The sequence below is a fragment of the Spirillospora sp. NPDC048823 genome, assembly GCF_043198445.1.
Taxonomy (GTDB): domain Bacteria; phylum Actinomycetota; class Actinomycetes; order Streptosporangiales; family Streptosporangiaceae; genus Spirillospora.
Genome location: NZ_JBICUT010000001.1, coordinates 536,366 through 551,946, shown reverse-complemented (window position 1 = coordinate 551,946; position 15,581 = coordinate 536,366). Strand labels below are relative to the sequence as shown.

Below are 15,581 nucleotides of genomic sequence, written 5' to 3'. Positions count from 1 at the left end.
ATAATCACTGCTCGGGGGCCAGTCCAGAGGAGTACCGATGCCCAGACACCATCGAACCCCCCGTCCCCCCGGCCGGCGCAGCCGGTCCCTGACCCTCGTCCTGGCCGTCGTGCTGGCGGCCCCCCTCGCGTGGACGGCCCCCGCCGCCGCCCGCGAGACCCTTCCGTTCCGCGACCCGGGCCTGTCCGTCCAGGCCAGGGTCGGCGACCTGGTCGGGCGGCTCACCCTCGACGAGAAGATCTCCCTGCTCCACCAGTACCAGCCCGCGATCCCGCGGCTCGGCATCGACCGGTTCAAGACGGGCACGGAGGCGCTGCACGGGGTCGCGTGGTCCACCGACGTCCACGACGGCGGCGCCGTCGTGACCGCCGAGGGCACCGTGTTCCCGCAGTCGGTCGGGCTCGGCGCGACCTGGGACCCGGAGCTGCTCAAGCAGATCGGCTCCGCGGTCGGCACCGAGGCCCGCGGCTACCACGGCGAGAACCCCGACGTCTGGGGCCTGCAGCTGTGGGCGCCCGTCGTCAACCTGCTGCGCGACCCGCGCTGGGGCCGCAACGAGGAGGGCTACTCCGAGGATCCGCTGCTCACCGGCCTCCTCGCCACCGCCTACGGCCACGGCATGCAGGGCGACGATCCCGCCCACCTCAAGGCCGCCCCGGTGCTGAAGCACTACATGGCCAACAACAACGAGATCCGCCGCGACCGGACGTCCTCCAGCCTGCGGCCACGGGTGAGCAAGGAGTACGACGAGGTCCCGTTCCGGATCCCGGTCACCCGCGACGCCGCCACCGGAGTCATGACCGCCTACAACCTGGTCAACGGCCGTCCCGCGACCGTCACGCCCGACGCCGGCGGCCTCATCCGCTCCTGGACGGACCGGACGCTGTTCAACGTCACCGACGCCGGCGGGCCCAACAACCTCGTCGGCTCCCAGCAGTACTTCCCCGACCTCGCCACCGCCGACGCGGCCGTCCTCAAGGCCGGCGTGGACAGCTTCACCACCGACAACACCGACTCGTCCATCACGATCAACGCGGTCAAGGAGGCGCTGTCGCGCGGGCTGCTCGCCGAATCCGACATCGACCGCGCCGTCGGCCACATCCTCAGCATCCGGGTGCGGCTCGGCGAGTTCGACCCGGGCGGCGGCCCGTACGCGAAGATCACCAAGGAGGTCGTGGACAGCCCCGCCCACCGCGCCCTGGCCCGCAGGGCCGCGGCCGAGCAGATGGTGCTGCTGAAGAACAAGGGCGGGACGCTGCCCATCTCGTCCGGCAAGGTCGCCGTCGTCGGCCAGCTCTCCGACACCCTCTACACCGACTGGTACTCGGGTGACCTCCCGTACGAGGTCACCCCGCTGGACGGCATCAGGAACAAGGCCGGCGCGGGCAACGTCACGTCCAGCGAGGGCGTCGACCGGATCGCGCTCAAGGACGTCGAGACCGGTGCGTACATCGCCGGTGGAACCGGCGCCGGCGCCGTCCTCAAAACAGGACCCACCACGCCCGCCGACGCGACGGCACAGTTCGACGTGTTCGACTGGGGCCAGGGCATCGTGACCCTGCGCAGCGCAGCCAACGGCAAGGTCGTCGGCCGCCACAACTGGGGCGACACCTTCGCCAACGACCAGGACCAGCCGAACGACTGGTTCGTCCAGCAGATGTTCAAGCTGGAGAAGCAGGACGGCGGCGAATACCTGATCCGCTACGCCGGTTACGAAAAGGCGTACGACTGGGCCGACCCTTCCAAGACCTACGTGAAGACGAACGACGACGGCACGCTCGTACTCACCACCAAGGACGACGCCGCCCGGTTCGCCAAGGACGTCGTCAGCAGCGGCGTCGAATCCGCCGTCAAGGCGGCGGCCGGCGCCGACACCGCCGTCGTCGTGGTCGGCAGCATGCCGTTCATCAACGGCCGCGAAGACCACGACCGCACCACGATGGCGCTCGCCGAAGGACAGTCGGAACTCATCAAGGCCGTCCGCGAGGCCAACCCGAACACGGTCGTCGTGGTGGAGAACAGCTACCCGACGACGCTCAACTGGGAGCAGCAGAACGTCCCGGCGATCCTGTGGACGAGTCACGCCGGCGCCGAAACGGGCAACGCCCTGTCATCCATTCTCTTCGGCGACGAAAGCCCGTCCGGGAAACTCCCGCAAACCTGGTACCGCTCCGAGAAGGACCTGCCCGGCATCCTCGAATACGACATCATCAAGACCGACCGCACCTACCAGTACTTCAAGGGCAAGCCGCTCTACCCGTTCGGGTACGGCCTCTCGTACACCACATTCCGCTACGGCGAGCCGCGCCTCAGCAGCCGTTCCGTCAGCCGCGACGGAACGGTGACCGTCACGATCCCGGTCACCAATACGGGGAGGAAGGCCGGCGACGAGGTCGTCCAGCTCTACACCCACCAGCTGAAGTCGCGGGTGAAGCAGCCGGTGAAGAGGCTGCGCGCCTTCGACAAGATCCACATGAAGCCCGGGGAGACGGTCACGGCGACATTCCGGCTGCGCGCCTCCGACCTCGCGATCTGGGACGTCACCCGCAACCGGTGGACGGTCGAGATGTCGAAGCACGACCTGCTGTTCGGCTCCTCGTCCGCCGACATCCGGCGCCGCGCCCACCTCAACGTGCGCGGCGAGAGAATCCCCGACCGGAACCTGTCCACGACCACCCGAGCCGCCGACTTCGACGACCACGGCGGCATCGAGCTGGTCGACGAATCGAAGGCCGAGGGCGACGCCGTCGCCGGCACCGCGAACTCCTGGCTGAAGTTCGCAGACGCCGACCTCGGCCGGTCCACCGGCAAGATCACGGCCCGTGTCGCGGGCACGAACGCCACCACGATCCAGGTCCGACTGGACGCACCCGACGGCCCCGTCGCGGGAACCCTGGACGTCCCGTCCACCGGAGACGAGTACACCTACAAGGAGATCACTGCACCGGTCACCGGTGCCCGCGGAGACCACGACGTCTACCTGGTCTTCACCGGCGAAACCCGCCTGAGCACCTTCTCCCTCACCCATTGAATTCCCTGGCCCGCCCCGCCCCGGCCCGGCCGGGGCGGGCCGGCGAGGAATCACGTACGCGTCAGAGGACGTCTCCGCCCACGCGCTCAAGCGGGAGTCCAGGATGGACGGGGTGCGGTCCGGCCTCCCGGTAGCACATTTTCTGGTCATTCGGTGGCAATGTGCATTGCACGATCGGGCAGACTTGATTTAAGTATTGACGGGTGGCCAGGTTGGGACGGAAGACGGTCTTGTTTGTGGGAGTTTGTGGCGCCTAATGTCTGGATGCGGCGGGACGTCCACCACAAATCGACGTCCTCGCCGGCCATTGCCGCAGATCGCGGCGGGCAATCCAGGGAGGAAGACATGCACATGTCGCGTGCCCGTTTCCGGTGGGCCGCCGCGGTGGCCGGAATGGCGGTCCTCGTGCACGCCGCGCCGGCGCTGGCGGAGGAACCCCTTGGCGCCTACCTGCTGATGGTGGCGCCGCAGGAGGGTCCCGTCACCGCGCGGACCCTGTGGTGCGAGCCGGACGGAGGGACGCTCCGCGCCGCATCACAGGCTTGTGACCAGCTCGAACTCGCCGACGGCCGAGTGGCCCGGATCCCCCGGCGGGAGGGGCCGTGCACGCTGGAACACGCGCCCGTCCGGGTGAGCGCGGACGGCACCTGGCGCGGCGAGCCACGCCATTTCGCCCGGACCTATCCGAACCGGTGCGCCGCCATGCGTGACACCGGCGGAATCCTCTTCGGCGGATAACCCACGGACCGCGGGCCGCCGGAATGGGGAAGCGGGGTGCCGTCCGGCGGCCCGCATGAAAAGGAGGGCGAAAATGCTCGCTTTCACCGGGCCGGATGTTCTGGTCACCTACGAGCGCTCCGGAGGATTCGCTGGAATTCGGGAACGGGTGACCGTCGATGCCGCGGGAGGCGCCGTCGTCAATGGCGCGAAGGTCGCGCTCAAGGAGGAGGAGATGCGCGGCCTGCGTGACGCGCTGGGCCGCGTCGTCACCACGACTTCTTCGGCGGCGGGATGCGACGTGGCCGACCACTTCACCTACACGCTCACCTACCGCGGGCACCGGACGACGCGGTGCCGGGTCCCGTGCGACTGGCGTGCGGCGGTCGAGCGGCTGGAGGCGCTGACCGCCCGCCCGGAGGCGCCGGCCAGGCGGTGACCGGTTGAGCCGCGGCGTGCCGTCCTCGTCCGCCGACCATGGAGGGCGGCACGCCGCATGTCACGGGGTGCAGGCGCGGACGTGCAGGTCCCGCATCGCGGACTCCAGCGCGGCGACCGGGCCGTCCACCCGGATTCCCGGCACGACCTCCTGGATCGGGAAGGACGTGACCGGCCCCGGCGGGACGCCGAGTTCGGTGCGCCACGCGGTCAGCTGCGCGGACGAGAGGACGTAGACGATGCGGCCGAGCCCGACCCAGCCGTGCGCGGCCGAGCACATCGGGCAGTGCTCGCCGGACGTGAACACCGTGGCGTCGCGGCGCTCGTCGGCGGTGAGGTTGCGGGCCGCCCAGCGGGCGATCTCGAACTCGGGGTGGCGGGTCTCGTCGCCGTCCGCGGTGCGGTTGCGGTCCTCGAACAGGACTTCGCCGGACGCGGACACCAGCACCGACCCGAACGGCTCGTCGGCCGACTCCAGCGCCTCGGCCGCGAGTTCGACGCAGCGGTTCAGATGGACGAGCTCGGCGGCGGTCGGTTCATAGCCCATCAACCGATCATAGGCTTCCGCCCCAGTTCACCGCCCAAGTGCCTGTCAGCGACCCCGGCCACCGCCCCGGCCACGCACCGACCTCAATCGTCGCGATCGCGTCCGAAGGCAGGTTTCGAGCGAAGCAAGAAACCTGATCGCGCAGCGAGCCGCAAGGCGAGCCGAAGCGATGCAGCGATCGCACCGCAGTTCCCGCCGAAGGGAGGGCCCCCAGGGCCCGACCGCCAAGGGAAATGCAAGCAAATACAGCGATCGCACCGCATTTCCCGCCGAAGGGAGGGCCTCCAGGGCCCGACCGCCAAGGGAAATGCAAGAAACTACGCGGATTCTCGGATCACCAGGTGGGGGCGGAGGATGACGACCGGGTCCTCGACCGTCTCGCCGCGGATGCGGGAGACCAGGAGGCGGGCCATTTCCAGGCCCATCTCCTCCGGCGACTGGTGGACGGTGCTGAGCGGCGGGTCGGCCAGGGGTGCGGCGGCCGAGTCGTCGAAGCCGATCACCGCGACGTCTTCGGGGATGTGGCGGCCGTGCCGGTGCAGGACGCGCAGCGCGCCGAGCGCCATGGGGTCGTCGGCGGCGAACACCGCGTCCAGGGCCGGCTCGGCGGCCAGCAGTTTCTCCGCGGCGGCGATGCCGCTGGCTTCGCCGAAGTCGCCGTACTCGATGTGCTCGGGCAGGCCCGCGGCGGCGAGGGCCTCCCGGTAGCCGGCCAGCCGGTCGATGCCCACCCCCATGTCCTGGGGGCCGGCGATGGTGGCGATGCGCCGCCGGCCACCGGAGATCAGGTGGCCGACGGCCTCGCGGGCGCCGCTGCGGTTGTCGACGTCGACGTAGCTGACCGGCGACAGGCCCGGCGGGCGGCCGCCGAGGACGGTCGGGACGCCGTTGGCCTCCAGCTTGGCGGGCAGGGGGTCCTCGGCGTGCAGGGAGGTGAGGAGCACCCCGTCCACGTGCTGGGTGGTGAGGTACTCCTCCAGCCTCCCGTACTCGGCGGGGGAGCGGGCGAGGGCGAGCAGGAGCTGCAGCCCGGTTTCGCCGATGCCGTTGCTGATTCCCCGGATGATCCCGGCGAAGTACGGCTCGTCGAACAGCCGCTGGTCGGACTCGGCGACGACGAGCGCCACGGTGTCGGTGCGGCGGGTGACGAGCGTGCGGGCGGCGCGGTTCGGTACGTACCCGAGTTCCTCGATCGCCTTCAGCACGGCCTCGCGGGCCTGCGCGCTGACCCGTGGCGACCCGTTGACCACCCGCGATACCGTGCCGCGCCCGACGCCCGCCCGCGCCGCGACCGCCTCCAGCGTGGGACGGGTGCTGCTGCCCGTCATCTAGCCCCCTTTGTCCGTACCGTCCGCCCCGTGCGTGTCAGCCCTGTTCGAGCAGACCGCCCCGCCGGATCACCCCTGCGTACCATCGTGCGCTGTCCTTGGGCACCCGGCGCTGCGTGGCGTAGTCGACGTGGACCAGCCCGAAACGCTTGGAGTAGCCCCAAGCCCACTCGAAATTATCCAGCAGGGACCAGGTGAAGTAGCCGCGGAGCGGTACTCCGTCGGCGATGGCGCTGTGGCACGCCCGCAGATGCGCGTCGATATAGGCGATGCGCCCCTCGTCCTGGACCGTGCCATTTCCGTCCAGCGTCTCGTCGTAGCCCGCGCCGTTCTCGGTGATGTACAGCGGGACGGACGGGTATTCGCGATGCAGCCGGGTGAGGACCTCGTGCAGGCCGTCCGCGTCGATCTCCCAGCCCATCCCGGTGACGGGACGCCCGGCGGGGACGAAGCGGACATGGTCGCTGCCGACCCACGGGGAGTGCGTGGAGAACGGCGACGACGCGGTCTGCGCCGCCTCGCCGGGCGTGCCCGCGACGGTGTGCCGCGAGTAGTAGTTGATACCGAGCTGGTCGATCGGCTGGTTGATCACGGCCAGGTCGCCGTCCGCCGGGGCGAACCCGCACCGGGCGGTGTCGGCGAGGACGTCCTCGGGGTAGCGGCCGAGGAGCAGCGGGTCGAGGAACAGCCGGTTCTGCAGCCCGTCGATGCGGCGCGCCGCGTCGACGTCGGCGGGGTCGTCGGTCGCGGGGGAGACCGCGTACAGGTTGACGGCGGCGCCGAACCGGTTGTCGGGGTGGCGGGCCCGCATCGCCTCGACCGCGAGGCCGTGGCCGAGCATCAGGTGGTGGGCGGCGAGCAGGGAGGCGGACGGGTCGAGACGCCCCGGCGCGTGCTCCCCGGACGCGTAGCCGAGGAACGCCGCGCACCACGGCTCGTTCACGGTCGTCCAGTGGTGGACCCGGTCGCCGAGGGCGGCGTGCACATGCGACGCGAACTCGGCGAACCGGTGGGCGGTCTCCCGTTCGGGCCAGCCGCCCTTGTCCTCCAGCGGCTGCGGGAGGTCCCAGTGGTAGAGGGTCGGCCACGGCTCGATGCCGGCCTCCAGCAGCGTGTCGACCAGGCGCCGGTAGAAGTCGACGCCCTCCTGGTTGAACGCCCCGGTCCCGGACGGCTGCACCCGGGACCAGGAGATCGAGAACCGGTACGCGGTCAGCCCGAGGTCGGACATGAGCGCCACGTCCTCGGGGAACCGGTGGTAGTGGTCCACCGCGACATCGCCGGTGTCGCCGCCGAGCACCTTGCCGGGGGTGCGGCAGAACGTGTCCCAGATGGACGGGCCGCGTCCGCCTTCGCCGGCGGCGCCCTCGATCTGATAGGCGGCGGTGGCGGCCCCCCAGCGGAAACCGGTCGGGAACTGTGCGGTCGAGGCCGCGCCGGTGTCGTCCTTGAGGGAGGTCACGCTTTCACAGCACCTTCCATGATTCCGCCGATGATCTGGCGGCCGAAAATGATGAACACGACGAGCAGCGGCAGGACCGCCACGCTGGTGCCGGCGAACATGAGCGTGTAGTCCTGGAAGTGCGCGTTCGCCAGGTTGTTGATGGACAGCTGCACGGTCGGGTTGTCGGGGTTAAGGACGGCGAGGGGCCACATGAACTCGTTCCAGGTCTGCATGAACGTGAACAGGCCGAGGACGCCCGCGGCGGGCCGCAGCGCCGGCAGGACGACGCGCCAGTAGATGCCGAACGTGGTGCATCCGTCGACGCGGGCCGCCTCGATCAGCTCGTCGGGGACGGCCTGCTCGGCGTACTGCCGCATCATGAACACGCCGAACCCGGTGACGAGGAACGGGACGATGACGGCCTGCAGCTGGTTCTGCCAGCCCAGCTCCACCATGATCATGTAGAGCGGGATGATGCCCATCTGCACCGGGATCATCATCGTCGCGATGATGATCAGCAGCAGCCCGTTCTTGCCGCGGAAGCGCAGCTTGGCGAACGCGAACCCGGCGAGCGAGGCGAAGAACACCGTGGAGATCGTCACCACGCCGGAGGCGATCGCGGAGTTCAGCAGGCCCTGCGCGAAGTAGGCGTCGGGGTTGCCGAACAGCCGGTCGACGTTCTCGGCGCCGTTGCCGCCGGGCAGCAGCGGCGGCGGGACGTCGGCGACCACGTCGTTGGTGCGGGTCGCCACGGCGATCATCCAGTAGATCGGGAAGATCGACAGCACCAGCGCGACGACCAGCGTGAGGTAGGTCAGCGGGCTGGCGTTCCACAGTCCGCGGAAGCGACCGGGGGGTGGGGCGGCGTGTTTGCCCTCGGGGCGCCGGCTGCCGGGGCCGGCCAGGAGCGTGGTCACTTGGTGCCTCCCGTGCGCCGCACTGCCAGGAAGTTGATCAGGGAGAACACGATGATCATCACGAACAGGGCCCAGGCGACGGTGGCGCCGTAGCCGTACCGGTCGCTGCCGAACGCGTTGTCGTACATGTACATCGTGATGGTCTGGAACTGGTGGAGCGGGCCGCCGTCCATCTTGTTCGGCGTGTGGATGCTGAACAGGACGGGTTCGGTGAACAGCTGCAGCCCGCCGATCGTCGAGATGATCACCGTGAAGATGATCGTGGGACGCAGCATCGGGACGGTGATCTGCCAGAACTGCCGGATCCGGGACGCGCCGTCGATCGCGGCGGCCTCGTAGAGGTCCTTCGGGATCGCCTGCATGGCGGCCAGGTAGATCAGCGCGTTGTAGCCGGTCCAGCGCCAGTCGACCATCAGGGCGATGGCCACCCAGGACCAGCCCCGGCTGCTGCTCCAGGCGATCGGGTCGATGCCGACCAGACCGATCGCCCAGTTGATCATGCCCCAGTCCTTGTCGAACATCTGGGTGAACACGATCGCGACGGCGGCGGTCGAGGTCACCAGCGGGGCGATCATGCCGATCCGGAACAGTGTCGGCATCCGCATCCGCCGGTTCAGGGCGTTGGCGATCATCAGCGCGAGCATCAGCTGCGGGACGGTCGCGATGAGGAAGATCCCGATGGTGTTGACCGTGGCGTGCCAGAAGTCGGCGTCGGTCAGCAGGTAGTCGTAGTTCTCGAGCCCGACGAACTCGCGGGTCCCCGACGCCAGCTCCCACTCGTGCAGGGAGACCCAGAGGGTGAAGACGAGCGGGAACGCGCCGAAGACGAGGAAGACGAGGTAGAACGGCGAGATGAAGGCGTAGGGTGCGCCCTTCACGTCGAGCTTGGCCAGCCGTGCCCGCCAGGTGCGGCCGGCCCCCGGGCGGGCCTTCGCCGGCGGGGGCGGCGGGGGGCCGTTCCGGCTGGGGCGCAGATCGGTGGTCACGTCGTGCGCCTCCTTTCCGAGGACGGGAAGATGGGTACGGCGGCGGCGCCGGCGGGGAGGTATCGGCACGGCGCCGCCGCCGTGGTCTGGAGGTCGCCGGGGGTTACCTGGCGGCCTTCTCAGCCTCCTCGACGGACTTGGTCCAGGCACCGCCGGCGTCCTGCTTGCCCTGGCCCACCGAGACCAGGACGTTCTCGACCGCGGCCCGCACGTCCTCGTTCTTCGGCCCGAGGTGGACCGGCTTCACCGAGGCCACCAGCTCACCGAAGATCTTGCCGACCGGGGCGTTGTTGAAGTACTCGCTCTTCGCGCCCGCGACCGCCGGGTCCTGCGCGGCCTGCGGCGAGGACGGGAAGACGTTCGCCGCCTTGTACGCGCCGACCTGGCCTTCGGGGGAGGTCAGGAACTTGGCCAGCTCCGCGGCCTCCTTGGCGTGCTTGGTCTGCTTGGGCACGGCCAGCCACGAGCCGCCCCAGTAGCCGGAGCCGCCCGGGATGGTCGCGACGTCCCACTTGCCCTTGCCGGCCTCACCGGAGAATTCCTCGATGCCCCCGAGCATCCAGGACGGGCACGGCAGGGTGGCGAACGTGTCGCGCTTGAGCCCGTTCTGCCACGGCGGCGTGAAGATCGACATGTCGGCGGTGAGCTTGTTCTGCTCGAACTTGAGCGACGTGTCGAACGCCTGCTTCACGGCCGGGTTGCTGTCGAAGACCAGGTTGTTCTCCTTGTCGAAGAAGCTGTACCCGGGGCCGCTGCCCGCGTTCTGCAGGACGGTGGCGCGGAAGACGGCGGTGGGGCCGTCCAGCCACTTGCTGTCGGGGACCTTCTCCTGGAACTCCTGCCCCTTGGCGAGGAACGCGTCCCACGTCGGCCAGAGCTTGCCGACCTCCTCGCGCTCGGTGGGGAAGTCGGCCTTCTCGAACAGGTCCTTGCGGTAGCACATGGCGAGCGGGCCGACGTCGGTGCCGAGTCCGACGAGCTGCTTGCCGTCGGGGCTGATGCCCATCTGCCACTTCCACGGCAGGAAGTTCTTCTCCAGCGCCTTGCCGCCGTGGTCGAAGAGGTTGACGAACTTGTCGGGCTGCTGCATGTAGAGCGGCAGGATGCCCTCCTCCAGCATGACGACGTCGCCGGCGCCGCTGCCCGTGGACATCCACTGCTGGATGCGCGGCTTGTACTCGTCGAGGCTGGAGACCTTGCGCAGCTTGACGGTGACGTTGGGGTGCGACTGCTCGTACTGCTTGGCGATCTCTTCGTATCCCGCCTCGCCGAAGACGTCGACGGTGAGCTCGACCGGACCGCCGTCCGAGCCGCCTCCGTCGTCGTCCCCGCCGCAGGCGACGACCAGTCCGCCGACGAGTACCGCCGCCATCGCCGTACTCAGTCCGCGTCGCATGATGGCCCTCATGGCGGACCCCTCTCAGGTTGGTGACTTCCAGTGTGTGGGAGCGCTCCCACGGATGAAAGACCGTGACTGGGCTCACTGTCAATGCGCCGAAACACAACCGTTACAACAAGCTAGCCGAGGCGGGAGGCTGGTCAGGCCCGATCCGACCTTCGGTCAGTACCCGGTCAACCGTCCTTCACGGGTGTCAGCCGGGCCGCCGCCGGGGCCGGCGCCGTCGACCGCCGGACGACGAGTTCCGGCCGGTAGAGCAGCTCCGTACGGGGTGCGCGGGCCCCGCGGATCTCGTCCAGGACGGTGCTCACGGCGGCCATCGACATCTCCCGCACCGACTGCCGGACGGTGGTCAGCGGAGGGTCGAGATAGGCGGTCAGCAGCGAGTCGTCCATGCCGGTCACCGAGACTTCCGCGGGGACTCGCAGACCACGCTGCCGCGCTGCCCGGATCGCGCCGAGTGCCATGATGTCGTTGCCGCCGCAGATCGCCGTGCAGCCCGCGTCGAGCAGCCGGGACGCGGCCGCCTGCCCGCCCTCGACCGTGTACATGGTGTTGACGATCAGCTCGTCCACCTCGTCCGGTGCCAGGTCGGTGTGCGCCGCCATCCCGCGCCGGAAGCCCTCGGTCTTGCGCCGCGTCGGCACGTACACGTCCTGGCCGATCGCCAGCCCGATCCGCCGGTGGCCCATTGCGGCCAGATGCGCGACGATCGCCTCCAGCGACGCCACGTCGTCATTGGAGATGAACGGGGCGTCGATGTCGGGCCGGTACCCGTTCACCAGCACGATCGGCAGCGCCTGCTCCAGCAGCCGCGCGTACCGGGCGCGGTCTGAGTTGGCGTTGGCGTGCAGGCCGTTGACGAAGATGATCCCGGCGACGCCGCGCTCCAGCAGCATCTCGATGTAGTCGTCCTCGGCGACGCCGCCCGGCGCCTGCGAGCACAGCACCGCCATGTACCCGTGCCGGGCCAGTGCGCTCTCGATGACCTCGGCGAACGCCGGGAAGATCGGGTTGGTCAGCTCGGGGATGATCAGCCCGATCAGCCCGGCCCGCCGCTGGCGCAGCCGGGCCGGGCGCTCGTAGCCGAGCACGTCCAGGGCGGTCAGCACCGCCTGGCGCGTGGTCGGGGACACGCCCTGCTTGCCGTTGAGCACGCGGCTCACGGTCGCCTCGCTCACCCCGGCATGTACCGCGATGTCCGCCAGGCGTGTCGTCATGGGTTTCAAATTAGCCTTCCTCCTTGACGTCCCACCACAGTGCGGTGTCCGGGGGCAGCTCTACGTGATCCCCGTCCGCGTGGACCGGTCCGCTCGCGAGGAGCGGGGTCCCGTACGCGGGGATGCGCACGGTACGGCCGCCCATGTTGACGGCACACGCGAGCCGCCCGCCCCCCTCGTCCGCGGTTTTCCGGACGAACAACAGTGTGCCCGCTGGACCCGCCAGCCAGCGCAGCGAGCCGTCGCCCAGAGCCGGATGTTCCCGCCGGATGCGCAGCGCCTCGCGGTAGAGCGACAGGATCGAGCCCGGGTCGGCGTTCTGCGCGGCGACCGTGAGGTCGCGCCACGCGGTGGGGATCGGGAGCCAGGACCCGGCGCCCGCGCCGAACCCGAACGGGGGCTCCTCGCCCTCCCACGGCATCGGGACGCGGCAGCCGTCGCGGCCCGCGCCCTCCCCGCGCAGCCGCTGCGGGTCCTGCTGGAACTCCTCCGGCAGGTCGAGCACCTCCGGCAGCCCGAGTTCCTCGCCCTGGTAGACGTAGGACGAACCGGGCAGCGCGAGCGTCAGCAGCGCCGCCGCGCGGGCACGCCGCAGGCCCCGCTCCCCGTCGCCGTACCGGGTGACGTGCCGTTTCACGTCGTGGTTGGACAGCACCCAGGTCGCGGGCGCGCCGACCGCCCCGGCGGTGCGCAGCGACTCGTCGATCACCTTCCGCATCCCGGACGCCTCCCAGGGCGCGGTCAGGTAGTGGAAGTTGAACGCCTGGTGCAGTTCGTCCGGGCGGGTGTAGGCGGCGAGGCGCTCGGGCGTCGGCGCCCACGCCTCGGCGACGGCGATCCGCTCCCCGTCGTAGGAGTCGAGCAGGCGCCGCCATTCGCGGTGGATGTCGTGGACGGGGTCCTGGTCGAAGTACGGCAGGACGGCCGTGCCGAGCATCTCGACCTGGTCGGTGTGGCCGACGTCCGGGAGCCCCTGCGCCTTGGCCATGCCGTGCGCGACGTCCACGCGGAAGCCGTCGACGCCGAGGTCGAGCCAGAACTTCAGGATGTCCGTGAACTCGGTGTGGACCTCGGGGTTCTCCCAGTTCAGGTCGGGCTGCTCGGGGGCGAACAGGTGCAGGTACCACTGGCCGTCCGGCAGCCGGGTCCAGGCGGGGCCGCCGAACACCGACTCCCAGTCGTTGGGCGGTTCGGCGCCGCCGCGTCCCCGCCCGTCGCGGAAGACGTAGCGGGCGCGCTCGGGGGAGCCGGGGGACGCGGCGAGCGCGGCCTGGAACCAGGCGTGCCGGTCGGAGGTGTGGTTGGGGACGACGTCCACGATGATCCGCAGGCCGCGGGCGTGCGCGTCCGCGATCAGGTCGCGGGCGTCGGCGAGCGTGCCGAACAGCGGGTCGACGTCGCGGTAGTCGGCGACATCGTAGCCGAAGTCGGCCATCGGGGAGACGTAGAACGGGGTCAGCCACAGCGCGTCCACGCCGAGGCCGACCAGGTACGGCAGCCGGGCCCGGACGCCCGGCAGGTCGCCGACGCCGTCGCCGCCCGAGTCGGCGAAGCTGCGCACGTACACCTGGTAGATGACGGCGTCGCGCCACCAGCGGGTGCCGCCCCCTCCGAGGTCTTCGGCGGGGACGATCAGGGTGTCCTGGGTCATGAACATCCTTCGAATCGGGAGCCGTCGGGTGCACTGGGCGCACGTCGGTCGGTCACTTCGGTTCATTTGACTCCGCCGGCGGTGAGGCCGGCGACGATCCGGCGCTGGAAGACCAGCACCACGGCGATCAGCGGGACGGTCACGATCACACCCGCCGCCATCTGGGTGCCGAACGGCTGGTCGAACCCCGAGACGCCGGTGAACTTGGAGATCGCGACCGTGGCGGTCTGCATCTCCTTCTTGTTGACCATGGACAGTGCGATGAGGAACTCGTTCCACGCGGCGATGAAGGTCAGGATCGCCGTGGTGAACACCCCGGGCGCCGCCAGCGGAATGATGATCTTGCGGAAGGCCTGGCCGCGGGTGCAGCCGTCCACCATCGCCGCCTGCTCCAGCTCGAACGGCAGCTGCCGGAAGAACGCCGTGAGCAGCCAGACCGACAGCGGCAGCGCGAACCCGAGGCTCGGCAGCACCATCGCCTGGTAGGTGTTGATCCACTCGATGCCGGTGAAGAGTTTCAGCAAGGGGACCAGCTGCGAGATTCCCGGGAACATCGTGGTCGCGATGATCAGCCCGAGCACCGCGTTCTTGAACCGGAAGTGCAGCCGGGCCAGCGCGTACGCGGTGAACGTGCCGATCAGCAGCGTCAGCACGGTCGTGCTCCCGGCAACGATGACGCTGTTCAGCAGCGCGCGGCCGAATCCGTTGTCGCCGGAGAACACCGCGGAGAAGTTCTCCCACGACCACCGTACCGGGACGATCGTGTTGTCGAACTGGTCCTGCGGACGGCGGAACGCCGAGATCGTCATCCAGTAGAACGGCGCGAGGCAGTAGATCGTGACCAGGGCGAACCCGAGGTAGGACAGCGTCCGGCGGGTGAGGGAGCCGTTCACTTGGCCACCTTCTTCCGCCTGCCGCCGCGCCCGGTGTGCCGGCGCGCCTCGCCGATGATGTCGGCGCCGAGCAGCTTCACGAACAGGTACGCGATCAGCGCGATGTACAGGAACAGGACGGTCGCGTAGGCGGCCGCCGACCCGTACCGCAGGTTGGACGCCTCGAACCAGGCGATCATCGTGAGGGTCTCCACGGACCTCTGGTTGACGCCGATCAGGACGGCGGGCAGGTCGAACATCCGCAGCACGTCCAGCATGCGGAACAGGACGGCCACCAGCAGCGCGGGCTTGACCAGCGGCAGCGTGATCCGCCAGAACTGCTGGACCGGGCCGGCGCCGTCCACCCGCGCCGCCTCGTAGACGTCGCGGGGGATCATCTGCAGGCCGGCGAGGACGAGCAGCCCGATGAACGGGGAGGTCTTCCACACCTCGGCGATGACGACGGCCATCTTGGCGGGGAACCCGTCGGCGGTCCACAGGATCTGCTCGCGCAGCACCGCGTTCGCGGCGCCGTCCGCCTGGAAGATCCACCGCCACAGCAGGCCGGAGATCGCGGTCGGGATCGCCCACGGGACGAGGATGCCGGCGCGCACGATCGCCCGTCCGCGGAACGCCTGATGCATGATCAGCGCCATGGCGACGCCGATCACGGTCTCCAGAGTCACGGTGGTGATCGTGAAGAACGTGGTGTTGCCGAAGGCGTTCCAGAACGCTTCGGCCTGGTCGCCCTGGAAGATGGCGGTGTAGTTGCCGAGGCCGGCGAACCGGTCGCCCTCCACGACGAACCCCTGGGCGTCCAGGCCCTCGCCCCGCGCGTACAGCGACTCGCGGAAACCGGCGAGGACCGGGTAGCCGATGACGAGCGCGAGGACGAGCAGCGTCGGGGACAGCAGCAGCGCCGCGAGCCGCTTCGTCCCCTGCACGTCGCTCCTGGCCCGGGGCCCGCGTCGCGCGTCCGCCGCGGGGGTGCCCGCGGCGGACGGCCTCTCGTCGTGCGTCGCGGTCATGCC

General features: G+C 70.0%; 13 protein-coding genes. 3 read left to right on the top strand and 10 right to left on the bottom strand.

Going from position 1 to position 15,581, the window contains the following annotated elements; genetic code table 11:
* Positions 1 to 37: 37 nt before the first annotated feature.
* The 3 genes from ACGFK0_RS02370 to ACGFK0_RS02360 all read left to right on the top strand — a co-directional run bounded on the left by ACGFK0_RS02370 (position 38) and on the right by ACGFK0_RS02360 (position 4,187).
* On the top strand, positions 38 to 3,031 hold the full coding sequence (locus ACGFK0_RS02370) for a glycoside hydrolase family 3 C-terminal domain-containing protein (protein WP_392898887.1): 2,994 nt from the start codon (positions 38 to 40) through the stop codon (positions 3,029 to 3,031).
* A gap of 345 nt (positions 3,032 to 3,376) precedes the next feature.
* Positions 3,377 to 3,769, top strand: a complete 393-nt coding sequence (locus ACGFK0_RS02365) for an SSI family serine proteinase inhibitor (RefSeq protein WP_392898885.1) — start codon at positions 3,377 to 3,379, stop codon at positions 3,767 to 3,769.
* A gap of 73 nt (positions 3,770 to 3,842) precedes the next feature.
* Entirely contained in the window at positions 3,843 to 4,187 is a 345-nt protein-coding gene (locus ACGFK0_RS02360; RefSeq protein ID WP_392898883.1) for a hypothetical protein, read from the top strand.
* A 60-nt stretch (positions 4,188 to 4,247) separates the two neighbouring features.
* Here ACGFK0_RS02360 and ACGFK0_RS02355 read toward each other — a convergent pair whose 3' ends face one another.
* The 10 genes from ACGFK0_RS02355 to ACGFK0_RS02310 all read right to left on the bottom strand — a co-directional run bounded on the left by ACGFK0_RS02355 (position 4,248) and on the right by ACGFK0_RS02310 (position 15,578).
* Positions 4,248 to 4,733: a nucleoside deaminase gene (locus ACGFK0_RS02355; RefSeq protein ID WP_392898880.1), complete on the bottom strand. Its 486-nt coding sequence runs from the start codon at positions 4,731 to 4,733 to the stop codon at positions 4,248 to 4,250.
* Positions 4,734 to 5,050: 317 nt separating this feature from the next.
* Positions 5,051 to 6,061 (bottom strand): LacI family DNA-binding transcriptional regulator, encoded by a 1,011-nt coding sequence (locus tag ACGFK0_RS02350; RefSeq protein ID WP_392898878.1) that lies wholly within the window; start codon positions 6,059 to 6,061, stop codon positions 5,051 to 5,053.
* 37 nt (positions 6,062 to 6,098) lie between these two features.
* Complete coding sequence (locus tag ACGFK0_RS02345; RefSeq protein ID WP_392898875.1) at positions 6,099 to 7,523, bottom strand: GH1 family beta-glucosidase; 1,425 nt, start codon at positions 7,521 to 7,523, stop codon at positions 6,099 to 6,101.
* Positions 7,520 to 8,422 (bottom strand): carbohydrate ABC transporter permease, encoded by a 903-nt coding sequence (locus tag ACGFK0_RS02340; RefSeq protein WP_392898872.1) that lies wholly within the window; start codon positions 8,420 to 8,422, stop codon positions 7,520 to 7,522. Before ACGFK0_RS02340 ends, ACGFK0_RS02345 begins: the two co-directional genes overlap by 4 nt.
* Positions 8,419 to 9,408, bottom strand: coding sequence for a carbohydrate ABC transporter permease (locus ACGFK0_RS02335; protein ID WP_392898869.1), 990 nt, complete (start codon positions 9,406 to 9,408; stop codon positions 8,419 to 8,421). The genes ACGFK0_RS02340 and ACGFK0_RS02335 overlap by 4 nt, the downstream gene beginning before the upstream one ends.
* 103 nt (positions 9,409 to 9,511) lie before the next feature.
* Positions 9,512 to 10,804 carry an ABC transporter substrate-binding protein gene (locus ACGFK0_RS02330; protein WP_392898866.1) on the bottom strand — a complete coding sequence of 431 codons (1,293 nt, stop codon included), beginning with the start codon at positions 10,802 to 10,804 and terminating at the stop codon, positions 9,512 to 9,514.
* Between the two features lie 176 nt (positions 10,805 to 10,980).
* A complete protein-coding gene (locus ACGFK0_RS02325) occupies positions 10,981 to 12,027 on the bottom strand; it encodes a LacI family DNA-binding transcriptional regulator (protein WP_392898863.1) in 1,047 nt (348 codons plus the stop codon).
* Positions 12,028 to 12,037: 10 nt separating this feature from the next.
* On the bottom strand, positions 12,038 to 13,678 hold the full coding sequence (locus tag ACGFK0_RS02320) for a glycoside hydrolase family 13 protein (protein ID WP_392898861.1): 1,641 nt from the start codon (positions 13,676 to 13,678) through the stop codon (positions 12,038 to 12,040).
* Between the two features lie 62 nt (positions 13,679 to 13,740).
* Entirely contained in the window at positions 13,741 to 14,571 is an 831-nt protein-coding gene (locus ACGFK0_RS02315; protein ID WP_392898858.1) for a carbohydrate ABC transporter permease, read from the bottom strand.
* A complete protein-coding gene (locus ACGFK0_RS02310; protein ID WP_392898854.1) occupies positions 14,568 to 15,578 on the bottom strand; it encodes a carbohydrate ABC transporter permease in 1,011 nt (336 codons plus the stop codon). The genes ACGFK0_RS02315 and ACGFK0_RS02310 overlap by 4 nt, the downstream gene beginning before the upstream one ends.
* Positions 15,579 to 15,581 lie beyond the last annotated feature (3 nt).

Bases quoted from the DNA above. Each gene is read 5' to 3' on its own strand.
- ACGFK0_RS02370 (WP_392898887.1), top strand. From the start codon at position 38: ATGCCCAGACACCATCGAACCCCCCGTCCCCCCGGCCGGCGCAGCCGG.
- ACGFK0_RS02365 (WP_392898885.1), top strand. From the start codon at position 3,377: ATGCACATGTCGCGTGCCCGTTTCCGGTGGGCCGCCGCGGTGGCCGGA.
- ACGFK0_RS02360 (WP_392898883.1), top strand. From the start codon at position 3,843: ATGCTCGCTTTCACCGGGCCGGATGTTCTGGTCACCTACGAGCGCTCC.
- ACGFK0_RS02355 (WP_392898880.1), bottom strand. From the start codon at position 4,733: ATGGGCTATGAACCGACCGCCGCCGAGCTCGTCCATCTGAACCGCTGC.
- ACGFK0_RS02350 (WP_392898878.1), bottom strand. From the start codon at position 6,061: ATGACGGGCAGCAGCACCCGTCCCACGCTGGAGGCGGTCGCGGCGCGG.
- ACGFK0_RS02330 (WP_392898866.1), bottom strand. From the start codon at position 10,804: ATGCGACGCGGACTGAGTACGGCGATGGCGGCGGTACTCGTCGGCGGA.
- ACGFK0_RS02325 (WP_392898863.1), bottom strand. From the start codon at position 12,027: ATGACGACACGCCTGGCGGACATCGCGGTACATGCCGGGGTGAGCGAG.
- ACGFK0_RS02320 (WP_392898861.1), bottom strand. From the start codon at position 13,678: ATGACCCAGGACACCCTGATCGTCCCCGCCGAAGACCTCGGAGGGGGC.
- ACGFK0_RS02310 (WP_392898854.1), bottom strand. From the start codon at position 15,578: ATGACCGCGACGCACGACGAGAGGCCGTCCGCCGCGGGCACCCCCGCG.